The sequence below is a fragment of the Methylovorus menthalis genome, from assembly GCF_020523625.1.
GTDB classification, from domain to species: Bacteria; Pseudomonadota; Gammaproteobacteria; order Burkholderiales; family Methylophilaceae; genus Methylovorus; species Methylovorus menthalis.
Genome location: NZ_JAJAQH010000006.1, coordinates 125,052 through 139,901, shown reverse-complemented (window position 1 = coordinate 139,901; position 14,850 = coordinate 125,052). Strand labels below are relative to the sequence as shown.

Here is a 14,850-nt window from a genome sequence, read left to right as displayed (position 1 = left end):
AGATCAGCGAGCGGGGCTGTTTTCCGGCTTCCAGCCCGATTTCCACTGTTCCAGCGGGACGATCACGGCGGGCTGGCCGTTATCGTAAAACCAGGAGTCCACGGCAAAACGCTCGCCCGAGGCGCGGTCAAGTATCGCAGCCGTCGTATGCGGCCAACCATTGAGAAAAAAACCACGACGCTTGGTATCCAGGATATCGTGAAAACGGATCAGGCCTTCTTTCAGCATGAGCTTCATGTAGGCGGTGCTATTGGCGGCCTCATCATTGCAATCCAGCTGCCCGGGCTTGCCCCAGACACCAAAGGTACCCGCCTTGTCGACCGATGTACCGGTTTTGGCCCCCACCATCTGCTCCATCTGGCCCAGCGCGTGGCTGATGGCCACACGTTCGGCTGCTGCATTTTCCGGCATGGGAGTAAAGACCTGCACCACGCGCTGCCATTCTTCGGCGCTCAAGGTAATACGGGCGATGGCCGCACAGCCGCCGCCGTAACACATGTCAAAGCCCTCGAGTGTGGGCTTTTGCTGCAATATTTGCGTCAGTGCCGCGCTATCCGCCCAGGCAGGGGACGATGACAACAGGAAAAATGCAACAAGCCCACTGGCAACCCTAGCAAGCCAGTCGCTGCTATCAAAGCACCAGCGGCGCATTGGGCAGCTCATTCTGATCATCAGGAGTTGGCGGAAAGTATTGCTGCAAGGCGGCGCCTATGCGGGTGATGCCATGCAACACGCCGGTTTCAAAATGCCCCTGGCGGAACATGGCTTCCATTTCGCGGCAGATGGCCTCCCAGCCCGCTTCGCCCACCTGCTGATGTATGCCGCGATCGGCGATGATTTCCACATCGCGGTCGGCCAGCAAAAGATAAATCAGCACGCCATTATTGGCGGCGGTATCCCATACCCGTAGTTGCGAAAACAGCTCAATGGCACGATGGCGCGGTGTGACCCCTTGCAGGATATTCATGGGCGAGAGACTGCCCTCCACCACCACGCGAATTTCGCCATTATGTGAGCGCTCGCTCGCGGCGGTAGCCTTTTCAATATTGATGAGTGCCTGCTGGCTAAAGTGGCGTTTGAACTGCCATGGCATGGCCAGCAAGTGCGTCATGAAACGTGAAAATCCGGATTTTTTCAGCATGCTTTACCAGTCTCCCGAAGCCCCACCGCCGCCGAAGCCGCCGCCTCCACCAGAAAAACCGCCACCACCGCTACCGCCGCCAAATCCGCCGCCGCCATAGCCACCGAATCCACCCAGGCTACCGATACCGGCCAGCGTGACGACAAAGGCAATAAACGCCAGCACCAGCGCCATGATGAGGCCGCCACCCAATATCCAGACAGCAGCGCCTATCAGGCCGCCGGTAGCCACGCCACCAAAAAAACTGCCCAGTACGGCGCGCAACATGGCACCGGCAATCAGGCCGCCAAACAGCAGAATCGGCAACATATCGCCCCAGTCATGCTCGCCACCGCGGGCTTGCTGTGGCGGCGCAGGCAGGGCTTCACCATCGATCAGCGCGGCGATACGCTCCACGGCAGCATTCAAGCCACCGTAAAAATCCCCCTGCCTAAAATAGGGCGCCATGACATCGCTGATGATGCGTTTGGCGATGACATCGGGAATCGCGCCTTCGAGGCCATAGCCCACTTCAATGCGCATCTTGCGATCATTCTTGGCCAGCAGGATCAGCACGCCATCATCCTGCTTCTCGCGCCCCAGCTTCCAGGCTTCCACCGCGCGGATGGAATACTGGGCAATATCTTCTGGCTGGGTCGTCGGTACGATCAGGATGGCGATCTGGCTGCCTTTTTGCTGCTCAAATGCTTGCAGGCGCGCTTCCAGCCCAGCCTGTTGCTCGGCCGTCAAGGTCGACGTCAGATCGGTCACGCGCTGGGTCAGCGGTGGAATGGCTTCCAGCGCCTGCGCCAGCCCCGCCTGCCATAAAGAGGCAAGCAACAGCAGGGGCAGGCACCAGCGCAGCAAGGCGCTCAACTTCTTCACCTAAGGCTTACTTGTCGAAGTTGACAGCAGGAGCCTTGGAGATTTCCTTCTCGTTTTCCACGCTGAAGTTAGGCTTGGGTTTGTAGCCAAACATGCTGGCAGTCAGGTTGTTCGGAAAGGTACGAATCGCCACGTTGTATTCCTTCACCGCCTGAATGTAGCGATTGCGGGCCACGGTGACGCGGTTTTCCGTGCCTTCGAGCTGGGCCTGCAAGTCACGGAAGCTGGCATCCGCCTTCAGCTGGGGATAGTTTTCTGATACCACCAGCAGGCGTGACAGCGCCGAGGTCATCTGGCTTTGGGCTTGCTGGAACTTGGCAAACGCCGCTTCGTCGTTGATCAGCGCAGGGGTGGCCTGAATGCTGCTGACCTTGGCACGCGCTTCAGTCACTTCGGTCAGTACTTTTTCTTCGTGGCTGGCATAACCTTTGACCGTGCTCACCAGATTGGGCACCAGATCAGAGCGGCGTTGGTACTGGTTCAGCACTTCAGACCAGTCGGCCTTCACTTCTTCATCCAGCTGCTGGAAGGTGTTGTAGCCGCAGCCAGTCAGGTTCAGTACCAGCAGCAATGTGGCCAGTTTGAGCATCAGGGATCGCATTTATTGTGTCCTCGGTTAGTGTTAAATGAATTCAGTCATTAGATGAGGGTACCGCTGCCGATTGCAAGGCAGCTTCCTGCAGTTTTCGCATGGTCGCGCGCGCCAGACACAAGTCTTCCCATGCCTTGGCCTTATCCATCAGGTTGCGCAGCAGATAGGCAGGATGGTAAGTGACAATGACTGGCACACCGTTGTATACATGCTGCCGCCCACGCATGCTGCCGATGGTGGCATCCGAATTCAACAGGGATTGCGCGGCAAACTTGCCCAACGCTAGGATCAGTTTGGGCTTGATCAGTTCCACCTGGCGCTTGAGAAAAGGATCGCACTGCTGGACTTCCTCGCCTTGCGGATCGCGATTTTGCGGTGGGCGGCACTTGAGCACATTGGCAATGTACACATTCTGCCCGCGCTTGAGCTGTATCGCCCCCAGCATATTATCCAGCAACTGCCCGGCCTGCCCGACAAAGGGCTCGCCGCGCTTGTCCTCTTCGGCACCCGGTGCCTCGCCCACAATCAGCCATTCGGCGGCAGGATCACCCACACCAAACACGGTCTGTGTGCGGGTGCGGGACAGACTGCATGCCTCGCAATTCGCCACGCAGGACTGCAGCCCTTGCCAGTCCAGCTGGGCAATGCTGTCACGACGCCCCTGCCCCAGCGATGTTCCCATGGCAGGCAAGTGATCATCGTCATCAAAGATAGGCAACAGCATCTCATCCGGCGGGGGTATTTCATCGTCCCATGGCGGGGACGTGAAGGCATCCGAGGCAATGACAACCGCGGCTGGGGTGACAGAGGCAGGTGCATGCTCTGGATCAAGCTCTGGATCAAGCTCAGGGGCTGGAGTCAGGGGCGCTGCGGTTTCCTCGACAACGGCCGCTTCAGCAGTGGTGATTACTTCTTCAGGGCGAGCCGTTGTAGATACCTGTGTGCTGGCCTCGCTCGATGTCGGGGCAGCTTGAATCAAGGAGTCAGCGTGTGCTGGCGCCATCGTCACGGCATCTGGCGTAGCAGAAGTCTCGTCAACTGCCAGCACGGCAGGAGCAACGGGCAGTGCGTCAGGCTGCACATGGTGATGCAGGGGCTGCTTCAGATGCCAGGCAGGGAGCAGTTCCAGCTCACGCAGCATGTCCTCGCGTGTCAGGCTCATAAGGCGGCTCCCATCAGCACGGCATCTTCGCGGCCATGCTTGGCCGGGTAGTAATTGCGGCGGATAGCCATTTCATTAAAGCCCATGCTTTCGTAAAGACGCAGCGCCGAGGTGTTGGATGGCCGCACTTCCAGAAACATATTGAGGCCACCATACTGACGACCGACCTGCATGACGTGCTCCAGCAGCAGTCGCCCCACCCCCCTGCCCTGCATGGCCTGCGCCACACTGATATTCAAAAGGTGTGCTTCATCCAGCACCATCATGACGACGGCATAGCCGACGATAGTCTCATCCTGCTGCATGACCCAACAGCTGTGGCCCGCATTCAGCGAGTCCATGAAATTGCCGCGCGTCCATGGGTAAGGAAAAATCACCTGCTCGATGGCAACGATGGTATCCAGATCCTCTTTTTGCATGGGTCTGAACTCGACCTGCGGCTTGAGGACGGCGTTCATTTCAGCCCTGCCATCTTAGCGCGCTCGCTGGTTTTGAGGGCGACCTTGTTACGAATATACAAAGGTGCTGCCTCGGCCGCCGGGCGCCCTTCGCCAGCGGCAAACGCAGGCAAAGCCAAGGTCACAATTTCCTGCGCGCGTGGGTAGCGATCTAGCTGCGTGCTTAACACTTGCCCCGAATAAACCGCTTGGAGCTCATCAGCATAACTGGCCCAACCGCTGCCAATCCCGACCCAGCCAGCGCCATCCACAGCGGGCACGGCTTCGGGCTTGTATAACCCTGGGGGAATAACTTCGTGCCAGGCATCACCTTGCCGGCGATACACAGCGTGGTACACCTCGCCCATGCGTGCATCCAGGCAGGCAATTATCTGGTCAGCGCCACTGGCTTCCGCCAGCGCCAGCAGAGTACATACGCCCACCACAGGCAGACCCGCGCCAAACGCCAGCCCTTGCGCCACGCCACAACCTATGCGCAGACCGGTAAACGAACCTGGCCCTGCGCCAAAGGCAATGCCATCCAGATCAGTCATGGCGAGCCCGGCTTCGTCCAGCAATTCGCGCAGCAAAGGCAGGATGCGCTGGGAATGCGTCTGTCCGGCATGCAGCTCGCGCGTCAACACGGGGCCATCCAGATGGAGCGCCAGGGAGAGGTATTCGGTAGAGGTATCGAGTGCGAGCAGCCGCATAAAAACTTCAGTCTGTTATTCAGCCGCTATTTTGCCACGCATTGCCTTGATATGCCCGCGCCGCGTCTTGCCTTCCAGCCTTCTTTTGCGCGAAGCCAGCGTGGGGCGCGTGGCATGCCGCACGGCAGGCGGCCGCGCCACCTGGTTTACCCATGCATACAGGCGTTCGATGGCATCCTGGCGATTAAGCAGCTGGCTGCGATGGCGCTGCGCCTTGATGATGAGCACGCCTTCGCTGCTAACCCGGGCATCGCGCAGCATGAGCAGTCTGGCCTTGTGCGCTTCATCCAACGAAGAGGCGCGTATATCAAAGCGCAAATGCACCGCGCTGGAGACCTTGTTGACGTTTTGCCCACCCGCGCCCTGCGCCCGCATGGCGGTCAGTTCAAATTCGCTGTCAGGAATCACGATAGGCTGCATGAAGATAGGGCTCGGCATTCTGGGGTAGCAGGCATTGTAACGCAGGGCGGCTGTGCCGTTGATCAGCACCCTCAACCAGTAAACTGCACGCCGCAAACGGGTTGCCAGCACGCAGGGGCATGGTTACCATGCGGGCATGTCCCTTAGCCCAGCTCCTGCCCACATACATTGGCCCGCGATTCTGCAATTTGATGGCCAGCCCGAGCTGGCCTACATCGGCAGTCTGGCGGAATGGCAAGCCGCGTCCGACTTGCAGCTCCACATTTACCATGCACGCGATCGCCTGATCGATGCGGATGGCGCCATTTACACCCTGACGCCACGTGCGCAACACCGGGTCAGCCCGCAGCCCTCCAGCCAGTCTCTATCGCTGGATGAGGTGCTGGAGCTGGTACGCGCGCATCTGGCACGCGAAGGCCATGCCTGCATCGCCAAGCTCTACGCCCCATCCATCGCGGCCGCCATTGCCATGACCAATGATAACGAGCCCAACACGCGATGAAACCTGAAGACCTGCACCGCCTGGTGACCATGCAAATGCCGTTTGGCAAATACAAGGGCAGACTGCTGGCGGACCTGCCGGGCAATTACCTCAACTGGTTTGCACGTGAAGGGTTTCCGCCTGGCGAGATTGGCCGCCTGCTGGCCCTGATGCAGGAGCTGGATCACAATGGCCTGAAAAGCCTGCTGGCCCCATTACGGGTCCCCGGCCAGCGCTAAGCGCACCGCAATGTATACCGACAATATCCAGGAAACCACATGACCAGCCCTCAACTGCAACAGGCATTGGATGCCTTTGATGCCCGCAATGCCCAAGACCCCAAGCACACCGTGGTCGATGCCAAGGCAATCCCCAATGAGCTGCTCTATGCCCAGCGCATGAGCGCCATGCTGCAGCGCTACCGGCCCGATGCCAGTGAAGTGTTGCAACTGGCGGCCCGCTGCCAGCACATTTGCCGCTGGAGCATCGCGCGCGACAGTTACCCCATGACCAAAGCGGGCTACCATCAATGGCGCAATGCGCTGAAAGCCATGCATGCGAAGCTTGCATCGGACATCCTGCGCGACGTTGGCTATGACGACATCACCATCCAGCGCGTGGCTGAGCTGGTTGGCAAAGCCGCCCCGCTCAGTGACCCGGATATGCAAACGCTGGAAGATGTGATCGTGCTGGTATTTGTTGAGGACTATCTGCAAGCCTTTGTCGAGCAGCACCCTGATTACGACACCCCCAAGCTGCTGGATATTCTGCGCAAGACCCTGCGCAAGGTATCGCCACAGGGGCGCGAAGCTGCCCTCACCATCATCCGCCTGCCAGCCGCGCTGGTGCCTGCCATTACCCAGGTGATGCAGGAAGAAGGCTGGCTGCCCGCCTGATATGCGCATTGAGTCACAAAGCAAGCAGGCCGCCATCTTGCATCTGGATGATGGGCGCCAGCTTGCCTTGCGCGTAGAGCCGCATACCGTTGTTTTTGCCTGGGGCAGACAGGTTATAATCCGCCTGCATTTCCGCACCCTGCGCTCTGCCAACTCGCCGGAAGAAACCCCGCTGTTCAGCCTGGAATCTGCCGAAGCAAGCCTCGAGTGGAAAGCCCAGCTGGCGCCCTGGCTCGCGCCAGCCCTGGAGTTATTCAGCCAATACCATGGTGGGCGCGTGATCATTGCCAAGTCGCTCTCCATCGACCTTAACCTTCCGGCCTGAGCTGCCGCTATCCCATCAGGAACATTTGCCCTTGAGTCTCGCTTTTACCTATTTCTGTGTGTTATTCGCCGCCATCCAATGGGGCGCCAACTTCAATCTGGCCATTCCCGTGGTGGCCGAAATGCCACCAGTAGTGGCGGGCGCCACGCGCTATCTGCTGGCTGCGCTCATCATGCTGACGCTGACTTATATCCGAGGCGAACATGTTCCGCTACGCCATGCACGTGCTTACGTGGTGCTGGGGCTGGTAGGTGTGTTCGGCTTTAATCTCTTGTTTTTCCTCGGCATGCAAAGCACATCGGCGGTCAATGGCGCCCTCATCATGGCGTTGAATCCATTGCTGACCGCGCTTATTGCCTGGGCCACCATAGGCGAACGCCTGCACATGCGCCAGTGGCTGGCGTTTCCTATCGGACTGGCAGGTGTAGCGATTGTGGTGCTTGGCGCAGGCGCGCATCTGGAAATATCGCATGGCGACATCCTGATTTTCCTCGCCAGCCTGAGCTGGGCCGCCTATAACGTCTGCGTTAAAAAAATGATGCCGACCGACACCAGCGGCATCGCCAGCACGGCGGCCATCATGACCGTAGGCGCCCTGGCGCTGACGTTAGTGGCGCTGCTATCGGGCGAGCACTTCGTCATGCCGGGCCAGCACGCGGCCATGGCGCTGCTGATCATGACCATAGGTGGCGGCGTACTGGCCTACTTGTGCTGGAATGCCGGTATTCGTCGGCTGGGGGCGGGCCGGGCCGCCATCTTCCTAAATCTGGTGCCGGTCACCTCCATGGTGATCGCGGCGATGGAAGGTGTGCCACCCACGGCGATACAACTGACCGGGGCCGCCTTGGTGATCGGCGCCGTCAGTTTTGCCAGCTGGCCGCGTCAACAGCCCGCCGTCAACGCTACGCCAACCACCTAAGCAAGCCATAAAAAAAGCCCTTTCAGTATCAGCTGAAAGGGCTTTGTCCATGCTGAAAAGCTAGCTTGGTAGCGCATGTCTAGCATGGGTGGGCGATTGATTTTCCCTTGAACAATCCAGCAATCGGCGCATCCACTCAAGGCAAGATGATGCGCTCCACGCGACCAAGGCGATACGCCACATGCAGGTTTTTGGAGGTGTAGGTAATCGGGTTGACCGGGCATGGCGTATTGCGCCCGCCAACCTCATCCAGCGTGTCGTCCTCGGCGGTCTGGCGCCAGATGCTGTCTTTCACCGGGCGGAACATCCAGCGCACATAGCCCACGGCCGCGGCCAAGTGCATCATCTCCATGCGGTCAGGCGCTTCCATCAGCAGGTGGTCTTCCTGATCACCCAGCGGCGAATAATCGCCAAATGCCTGTCGGCACTCCAGCGCCTCCTGCTCGCTGGCGCCTATCCAGTTGCACCCGCGATGTGCATCCCGCACCACATCCCAGGCACCGAGTTTCCAACCGGCTTCCAGCATGGCTTCATCCAGCATCTCCATGCGGTTCCAGCGCTCATTGAGTTGCAGCGCCGAGCCCGGCACCGCATAGACAGGTGCAAAGCGCGAAGGCAAGCCTTCGACTTCTTCACGGCGAAAGCCATGCCAGTGCAGCATGAGTAATAGGGGGGTATCCGCTCGGGGAACAGCGGTGAGCGTGACGGCATATAAAGGCATGCCAAGGGCGTTCATCTGTGCATTTACCACTTGCAGGATATCCATCGTCGCAGTCTCCATAGTACAAGCGCTTCACGATAATCAATCTAGCAAATTGGATACCAGCCGCAAGCGGCCAGCGTCAGAAAATGTCAGTCTGACCAGGCGGATAAATGCGCATGCCTACTGCCGCAAGCACGCACGGGCCTTGCTTACCCCAGCGCGAGATAGATGGCCAGCAGCAGACCACAGAGCACCACCGACAATGAAAGGGCCACTGTCATCCAGGGTAGCGCCATGGCGGGCACATCATGTTCCGGCAAGGTGCGTACATAGAGATGATGGTTGTACTGTGCGCCCAGAATCACCAGCGCCCCCGCCACCACCAGCAGGATGCCCAGGGTATCCGTCCAGGCATGATGATGTACCAGGTGGGTGGCACCCGAAGCCGCACTCATCAGTGTTAGAAACAAACCAAATTTGGCCACCACAAATCCCAGCGCCATGATGGTCACGCCGGAGCGCACCCATGCCAGCAAGGTACGCTCAGCTGCAAAAAACACACGTGGATCAGACATACTCACCTCTTGAATTCAGAACTGGCGCTGCAGCGGCAGGCCTGCATCATGCCGGGCATTCAGCGCAATCGCGCTCCAATCCTGGCCCTCACGCCCGTCGGCCATGGCACTCAGGTAACGTTGCTGCACAATACCAAGAAACGGCATGGGCGTCGCGCTATCCAGTGCCACCTTCTGAATCAGATTCATATCCTTGAACCCCAGCGAGAGCTTGAAGGCAGGTGCATAGTCCTGTTTCAGGATCAGCTCACCATAGCGCTGGTACATGGGGCAGGCGAAGATGGTGCTGGTCAGCATGCCCAGTACCGCTTCGGGCTTAATGCCATTTTTCTCGGCCAGCGTGGCGACTTCGGCCATGGTTTCCACACAAGAGGCAATCATGAAATTGCCACTGAGCTTCACCACATTGGCGGCACCCGGATCATCCCCAAACTCAAAGATGCCCTGACTCATGGCCTCCAGCACCGGGCGGGCAAGGGCAATCGACGGCGCATGTCCGGATACACAGATCCACAATTTTTTGGCAGCCGCCATGTCTGGCCGACCAAACACAGGCGCCGCCAGTAACTGGACGCCTTTGTCCGCATGCAGCGCGGCCAGCTTGCGCGACGTGTCAGGCGAAACAGTGCTCATGGATAAATGCACCGCACCTGACTTCAAGCCAGCCAAAACGCCGTTCTCAGCCAGAGTAACCGACTCCAGCACGGCATCGTTGGATAGCATGGTAATCACCACATCGGCATCCCGCGCGGCGGCAAAAGGCGTATCGCACAGCAAGGCACCCCTGGCAACCGAGGCGGCGGCTTTTTCAGCGCTGCGGTTATAGACGCGCACCGCATGGCCTGCCGCCAGCAGATTTGCCACCATGCCTTCACCCATGGCCCCCAGGCCGATAAACCCAACCGCCAACCCAGTCGTCGCTGTCGCACTCATTTCGCTTACTCCTTAAATTAACCCGATGGGACTCTGACCATCATTCTCTTCAATCGTTATCGCTCAATATTCCTACGCCTTCATTCAGGCAGGCGGAGCCACCGTCAGCGCCACCAGTTTGACCACCACCGGACGCACCATCAGCACACAGCAGAAGGCCACCGGCATCGCCATTGAGTAAGCGTGAAATACGTGGGCAATGTAGTGATGCCCAATGCCGCCATTGATCGCCACGATAACGAACGACATCAGCAGAGCCATGATGCCCGCCATGTAAAAGGCGAATGCCACGGGGGTATAACGCGCCGGGATTTTAGGCAGGCGCTGTAGCTTGAGTTGAGTGTTTTGCATGATGGTTCCTTTCAATTAATGCTGCAGTGTTGACGAAACTTTATCGCAAAGACTGCGGCAGCAATAGATGGCTGGAGCTTCTTACATTCACAAGATAAACTATCGAATAACATCAATATTAACGGTCAATACATTATGGATACCTTGCGCAGCATAGAAAGCTTTGTCCGTGCCGTAGAGCAAGGCAGCATTGCCGCAGGCGCCCGCCAGGTAGGCATTACAGCGGCGGCCGCCAGCCAGAATATTCAGCGGCTGGAAACCACGCTGGGCATACGCCTGCTCAGCCGCTCTACCCGCAGCATGGCACTGACCGATGCCGGGCAACTTTACTACCACGCCGTGAAAGATATTCTGCGCGATCTGGAGCTCGCCAAATCCAGCATCACTGAATTTCAGGGCGAACCTCAGGGACGACTACGCATCGCCTGCTCGGCCGCCTTTGGCCGCAATGTAATTGCCGACCTGATTCCGCCCTTCATGCGCCGCTATCCGCGTATTTCGGTCGAGCTGATCACGACCGATAACCCCATAGACCACATCACCGAAAACATTGACATCAGCATCCGCTTCAAGCAGCAATTGGAGCCCGGCATGATCGCGCGCCACATTGCCCGCGTGCCCATTCTGTTTTGCGCATCGCCCGAGTACCTCGCCCGTGCCGGACGCCCAACCCAGCCCGAAGAGCTATCACACCATGCCTGCCTCACGTTTCGCGTACCCGCCAGTGGCCGCATGCTGGGCTGGGGCTTTCTGCGCGACGGTTTGCGCTTCGAGCCTGACATCACCCCCACCGTCAACAGCAATGATATCGACGCCCTGGCCCGCCTCGCCGTCGGCGGCGCTGGCATCGCCCGCCTAGGCGCTTTCGTCGCCCAACCGCTGATCGACAGCGGCCAGTTGGAAGCCCTGTTTACCGGAAATGAAACCAGCGAAGGCGCCGTGACCGCCGATATTGAACCGCTGGATTTTTATGTGAGCTATCAGGACAAACACGCCATGACCCACAAACTGCGGGTGTTTGTGGATTATCTGGTGGAGGTGATGCCGAGTGAGTGGAAGATGGTTTAAGCAAAAACCTGTCGTCAGGCGTTGCCTGCTTCGGCGATGGCATCGTCTGCAGCTTGCTCAAAAAACGCCTCCACTTCGGCAATATCCCGCGTGCGCTTGAATGGCGGCAGACTCTGCCAGATGCGGCGGCCGTAGTGTTTGGCGATCAGCCGGGGGTCGCAGATCATCAGCACGCCGCGATCGGCTTCGTCGCGGATCAGGCGTCCGGCACCTTGCTTCAGGGTGATGACGGAATACGGCAGTTGGTATTCCATGAAGGCGTTGCGGCCTTCGGCGTTCATTTTGTCGATGCGGGCGGCAAGCACCGGATCATCAGGCGGAGCGAAAGGCAGTTTGTCGATGATGACGGCGCTCAGGGCTTCGCCGCGCACATCGACGCCTTCCCAGAAGCTTTGCGAGCCCACCAGTACGGCGTTGCCCAGCGCACGAAAACGGTCCAGCAGTTCGGTGCGGGCGCTTTCGCCCTGCATCAGCAGCGGGTATTCCATGCCTTCGGTTGAAAAGGCATCCTTGAGCAGGGCGTGGATTTCACGCATCGCCCGCAGGCTGGTGCTCAACACAAAAGCGCGGCCACGGCTGGCGCGGATGACGGGCAAGGCCGCGGCTGCAACGGCAGCGCTATAGCCGGGGCTATTAGGTTCCGGCATGCCATTGGGCACATAGAGCAGGGCTTGCTGGCCGTAATCAAACGGGCTGTTCCAGTAGCCAGTGGTGGCCTCTTCCAGGCCCATCTGGCCCAGGTAGTGGCTGAAATCGCTTTTGACGGCGAGGGTGGCCGAGGTGAATATCCAGGCGCGCGGCTGGGCGTTCAGCTGTTTGCCAAAGCCTTCGGCCACGGAGAGTGGCGTGGCATGCAACTGCACAGATTGGCTGAAGACCTCGACCCAACGCACGAGGTTGGCGTTGTCGGCTTTTTGCCAGGCTTGCAGTTTTTGCTGCAGGGCCAGACCGCGCTGCCAGCAGTTTTCAATGGCAGGGTCGCGCTCGGCCTGGCTTTCGAGCACCTGGGCCAGCACATTGAGTTTTTCCTGCATGGTGGCGTAAGCCGAATCAAAGTTTTTAAGCGCCTGTGCTTTTTGCACCGGCATGCGACTGCCTTCAAAACTGAATACCAGCCGAAAATCGCGCACGGCTTTTTCCAGCGCGGCGGTGGCTTCGGGCAAGGCGGTGCAATCCTTGGCGGTGATGATGTATTCGGCATGCGCATCACGTGCCAGCTCCATCAGCTGGCTGGTCGAGACATCCTCACCAAAAAACAGTCCGGCCACTTCCGGCAGTTGGTGCGCCTCGTCAAAAATCACGGTATTGGCGCTGGGCAACAGCTCGGCCACGCCTTCATCGCGCAGCATCACATCGGCAAAAAACAGGTGATGGTTGACCACCACCACATCGGCGGCCAATGCCCGCTTGCGGGCTTCCATGACAAAGCATTCCTTGTAAAACGCGCACTCCTGGCCCATGCAGTTATCGCGGGTGGAGGTCACCGCGGGCCAGATGGTGGCGTTTTCCGGCACATCGGTCAGCTCGCTTTTGTCGCCGGTGGAGCTGTTGTCGGCAAAGGCGCGAATCTTGTGCACGTAATTGGCATCTTCACGCGAGATAAAACGCCCTTCATTCATGGCACGGTCGAGGTGAAAGTGGCAGACGTAATTGGCGCGGCCCTTGAGCATGGCCACGGTCACTGGCACCTTGAGGGCATCGCGCACGGCGGGCAGATCGCGGTTGAATAGCTGATCCTGCAGAGTTTTGGTGCCGGTAGACACAATGACCTTGCCCCCGGAGAGCAAGGCGGGCACCAGATAGGCAAAGGTTTTACCGGTGCCGGTGCCTGCTTCGGCCACCAGCTGACGACCCAGCTTGATGGCCTCTTCAATGGCCTTGGCCATTTCCAGCTGCTGCACGCGGGTGCGATAGCCGGGAATGCTGGCAGCCAGCGGACCCTCCAGGGAAAAAACAGAATCCAGATCGCTCAAGCCGAACTTTCAGAAAAAAGGAGTGCTCATAAAATCAGGCGCCGTCGCCAAACCGGGCGGCTGACCCAAGGTAGTATTATATTGATCCGTCCTCACCAACCCCAAGGGTTTTCTCATGAGCACAGCCACGCTTTCCTGCATTATCAGCATCGTGATCCAGCGGCCATGGCAAGAGGTCTATCGCTTTGCGGCACAACCGGAGAATCTTTCAGCATGGGCTACCGGACTGGGGCGTGGCATCCGCCGCGCGCAGAATGACTGGGTCGCCGATGGGCCGGAAGGCCCCATACGCATCCGCTTTTGCGAACCGAATGACCATGGCGTGCTCGACCACTGGGTTTTCCCGGATGACGATAACGAGATCTACATCCCCATGCGGGTGATTGCCAATGGCAATGCCGCCGAGCTGATGTTTACCCTGTTTCGCCAGCCCGGCATCAGTGATGAACAATTTGCCGAAGACGAGGCCTGGGTGCTGCGCGACCTCGCCAACCTGAAAAGCCTGCTCGAAGCGCACGCGGCTTGAGGCCTGACGAGATCAAAGCCCAGGCTATCACCACAAGCATGCCAGCAGACACCTCCACCACCTTGCGTTCACCCACTCCTGACATATCCAGTACAACTCAGCTTGAGGATATGGCCACGCATACCATCGCCTGCCGCGCCGATAACTTTGTACGCTGGCATCTGGGCAGGCCATTTTATGCGGTGTGGATAGTAGAGGCCGACACGGCGGAGATGCGCGCACATATCAGCGCCTTGCGCCGCCATCTGGGAGACTGGCTGCTGCCGGACTATCGGCGCCAGCCGCATATCACGCTGGCAGTGTGCGGCTTTCCACAAGCCCATGCCACGGATACGCACAGCTATACCCAGGCGGACTTTCAGCGGGATATCGCCTGCCTGCAAAACGCATCGCCTGGCCTGCTGAAATTAAATACCGGCCTCGCGGATAGCTTTACCACAGCCGCGTATCTTGGGCTCAAGGGTGACATCGACACCTTGCATGCCATGCGTACCGCCCTGCGCGCCACCGAAACGCAACCCTATGTACCGCATATCACGGCAGGGTTTTACCGTCAGCGCCTCGCCATGACCGACGTGCAGCAACAACTTGGCGCACTGGCACTGCCGGAAATACCCCTGGAAATCACCGAGATTACGCTGGCCGTATATGCCAGCGCCGAGATTGCGGGCCACCTGCTTCCAGTGTGTCGCTACTCGCTGGAAGATGGCAGCCTGCAAGTGTTGCAGTCACGTTACCTGCCCTGGCGCATGCCAGGCGGCGTGTAAGCGAGCA

At 58.9% G+C, this 14,850-nt stretch carries 21 protein-coding genes; 8 read left to right on the top strand and 13 right to left on the bottom strand.

The features are described 5' to 3' along the window. Positions 1 to 3 precede the first annotated feature (3 nt). Genes LG204_RS06495 through arfB form a run of 8 tightly spaced genes read right to left on the bottom strand, consistent with a single transcriptional unit; the run spans position 4 to position 5,437 of the window. Complete coding sequence (locus LG204_RS06495) at positions 4 to 651, bottom strand: hypothetical protein (protein ID WP_230336506.1); 648 nt, start codon at positions 649 to 651, stop codon at positions 4 to 6. Next, positions 632 to 1,141: a TPM domain-containing protein gene (locus LG204_RS06490; protein WP_230336505.1), complete on the bottom strand. Its 510-nt coding sequence runs from the start codon at positions 1,139 to 1,141 to the stop codon at positions 632 to 634. Before LG204_RS06490 ends, LG204_RS06495 begins: the two co-directional genes overlap by 20 nt. A 3-nt stretch (positions 1,142 to 1,144) precedes the next feature. Continuing rightward, positions 1,145 to 2,005, bottom strand: coding sequence for a TPM domain-containing protein (locus tag LG204_RS06485; protein ID WP_230336504.1), 861 nt, complete (start codon positions 2,003 to 2,005; stop codon positions 1,145 to 1,147). 7 nt (positions 2,006 to 2,012) lie between these two features. After that, on the bottom strand, positions 2,013 to 2,606 hold the full coding sequence (locus tag LG204_RS06480; RefSeq protein ID WP_230336503.1) for a LemA family protein: 594 nt from the start codon (positions 2,604 to 2,606) through the stop codon (positions 2,013 to 2,015). Between the two features lie 31 nt (positions 2,607 to 2,637). After that, a complete protein-coding gene (locus LG204_RS14145; protein WP_407664169.1) occupies positions 2,638 to 3,759 on the bottom strand; it encodes a uracil-DNA glycosylase in 1,122 nt (373 codons plus the stop codon). Then, positions 3,756 to 4,217 carry a ribosomal protein S18-alanine N-acetyltransferase gene (gene rimI / locus LG204_RS06470; RefSeq protein WP_230336502.1) on the bottom strand — a complete coding sequence of 154 codons (462 nt, stop codon included), beginning with the start codon at positions 4,215 to 4,217 and terminating at the stop codon, positions 3,756 to 3,758. The genes LG204_RS14145 and rimI overlap by 4 nt, the downstream gene beginning before the upstream one ends. Beyond that, complete coding sequence (tsaB, locus tag LG204_RS06465) at positions 4,214 to 4,906, bottom strand: tRNA (adenosine(37)-N6)-threonylcarbamoyltransferase complex dimerization subunit type 1 TsaB (RefSeq protein WP_230336501.1); 693 nt, start codon at positions 4,904 to 4,906, stop codon at positions 4,214 to 4,216. The genes rimI and tsaB overlap by 4 nt, the downstream gene beginning before the upstream one ends. A gap of 15 nt (positions 4,907 to 4,921) precedes the next feature. After that, a complete protein-coding gene (arfB, locus tag LG204_RS06460) occupies positions 4,922 to 5,437 on the bottom strand; it encodes an alternative ribosome rescue aminoacyl-tRNA hydrolase ArfB (protein ID WP_328441319.1) in 516 nt (171 codons plus the stop codon). Positions 5,438 to 5,462: 25 nt separating this feature from the next. On the opposite strand from arfB, the gene LG204_RS06455 reads away from it, so the two are divergent. From LG204_RS06455 to LG204_RS06435, 5 genes are read left to right on the top strand one after another with little or no spacing between them, the layout of a single operon-like run. Then, entirely contained in the window at positions 5,463 to 5,828 is a 366-nt protein-coding gene (locus tag LG204_RS06455; protein WP_230336500.1) for a DUF4144 domain-containing protein, read from the top strand. After that, positions 5,825 to 6,046 (top strand): DUF3820 family protein, encoded by a 222-nt coding sequence (locus LG204_RS06450; RefSeq protein ID WP_230336499.1) that lies wholly within the window; start codon positions 5,825 to 5,827, stop codon positions 6,044 to 6,046. Before LG204_RS06455 ends, LG204_RS06450 begins: the two co-directional genes overlap by 4 nt. Before the next feature lie 39 nt (positions 6,047 to 6,085). After that, complete coding sequence (locus LG204_RS06445; protein WP_230336498.1) at positions 6,086 to 6,703, top strand: DUF4202 domain-containing protein; 618 nt, start codon at positions 6,086 to 6,088, stop codon at positions 6,701 to 6,703. 1 nt (position 6,704) lies between these two features. Then, positions 6,705 to 7,028 (top strand): hypothetical protein, encoded by a 324-nt coding sequence (locus LG204_RS06440; RefSeq protein WP_230336497.1) that lies wholly within the window; start codon positions 6,705 to 6,707, stop codon positions 7,026 to 7,028. 31 nt (positions 7,029 to 7,059) lie between these two features. Beyond that, positions 7,060 to 7,947 carry a DMT family transporter gene (locus LG204_RS06435; RefSeq protein WP_230336496.1) on the top strand — a complete coding sequence of 296 codons (888 nt, stop codon included), beginning with the start codon at positions 7,060 to 7,062 and terminating at the stop codon, positions 7,945 to 7,947. Positions 7,948 to 8,083: 136 nt separating this feature from the next. Here the strand turns inward: LG204_RS06435 and LG204_RS06430 are convergent, their stop codons facing one another. The 4 genes from LG204_RS06430 to LG204_RS06415 form a co-directional block, all read right to left on the bottom strand. Further along, positions 8,084 to 8,713 carry a diguanylate cyclase gene (locus tag LG204_RS06430; protein WP_230336495.1) on the bottom strand — a complete coding sequence of 210 codons (630 nt, stop codon included), beginning with the start codon at positions 8,711 to 8,713 and terminating at the stop codon, positions 8,084 to 8,086. 146 nt (positions 8,714 to 8,859) lie between these two features. After that, on the bottom strand, positions 8,860 to 9,225 hold the full coding sequence (locus LG204_RS06425) for a YidH family protein (RefSeq protein WP_230336494.1): 366 nt from the start codon (positions 9,223 to 9,225) through the stop codon (positions 8,860 to 8,862). 15 nt (positions 9,226 to 9,240) lie between these two features. Continuing rightward, complete coding sequence (locus LG204_RS06420) at positions 9,241 to 10,158, bottom strand: NAD(P)-dependent oxidoreductase (protein ID WP_230336493.1); 918 nt, start codon at positions 10,156 to 10,158, stop codon at positions 9,241 to 9,243. A gap of 84 nt (positions 10,159 to 10,242) precedes the next feature. Next, the gene (locus tag LG204_RS06415; RefSeq protein WP_230336492.1) at positions 10,243 to 10,509 is read right to left on the bottom strand and encodes a DUF2798 domain-containing protein; all 267 of its coding nucleotides are present in this window, start codon (positions 10,507 to 10,509) and stop codon (positions 10,243 to 10,245) included. 135 nt (positions 10,510 to 10,644) lie between these two features. Between LG204_RS06415 and LG204_RS06410 the strand changes: the two genes are divergently transcribed. After that, complete coding sequence (locus tag LG204_RS06410; protein ID WP_230336491.1) at positions 10,645 to 11,577, top strand: LysR family transcriptional regulator; 933 nt, start codon at positions 10,645 to 10,647, stop codon at positions 11,575 to 11,577. 14 nt (positions 11,578 to 11,591) lie between these two features. Here the strand turns inward: LG204_RS06410 and LG204_RS06405 are convergent, their stop codons facing one another. Next, positions 11,592 to 13,550 carry an ATP-dependent DNA helicase gene (locus LG204_RS06405; protein ID WP_230336490.1) on the bottom strand — a complete coding sequence of 653 codons (1,959 nt, stop codon included), beginning with the start codon at positions 13,548 to 13,550 and terminating at the stop codon, positions 11,592 to 11,594. A 115-nt stretch (positions 13,551 to 13,665) separates the two neighbouring features. Here LG204_RS06405 and LG204_RS06400 point away from each other — a divergent pair, with 115 nt between their 5' ends. After that, a complete protein-coding gene (locus tag LG204_RS06400; protein WP_230336489.1) occupies positions 13,666 to 14,076 on the top strand; it encodes an SRPBCC family protein in 411 nt (136 codons plus the stop codon). 38 nt (positions 14,077 to 14,114) lie between these two features. After that, positions 14,115 to 14,843 carry a 2'-5' RNA ligase family protein gene (locus LG204_RS06395; protein WP_230336488.1) on the top strand — a complete coding sequence of 243 codons (729 nt, stop codon included), beginning with the start codon at positions 14,115 to 14,117 and terminating at the stop codon, positions 14,841 to 14,843. Positions 14,844 to 14,850 lie beyond the last annotated feature (7 nt).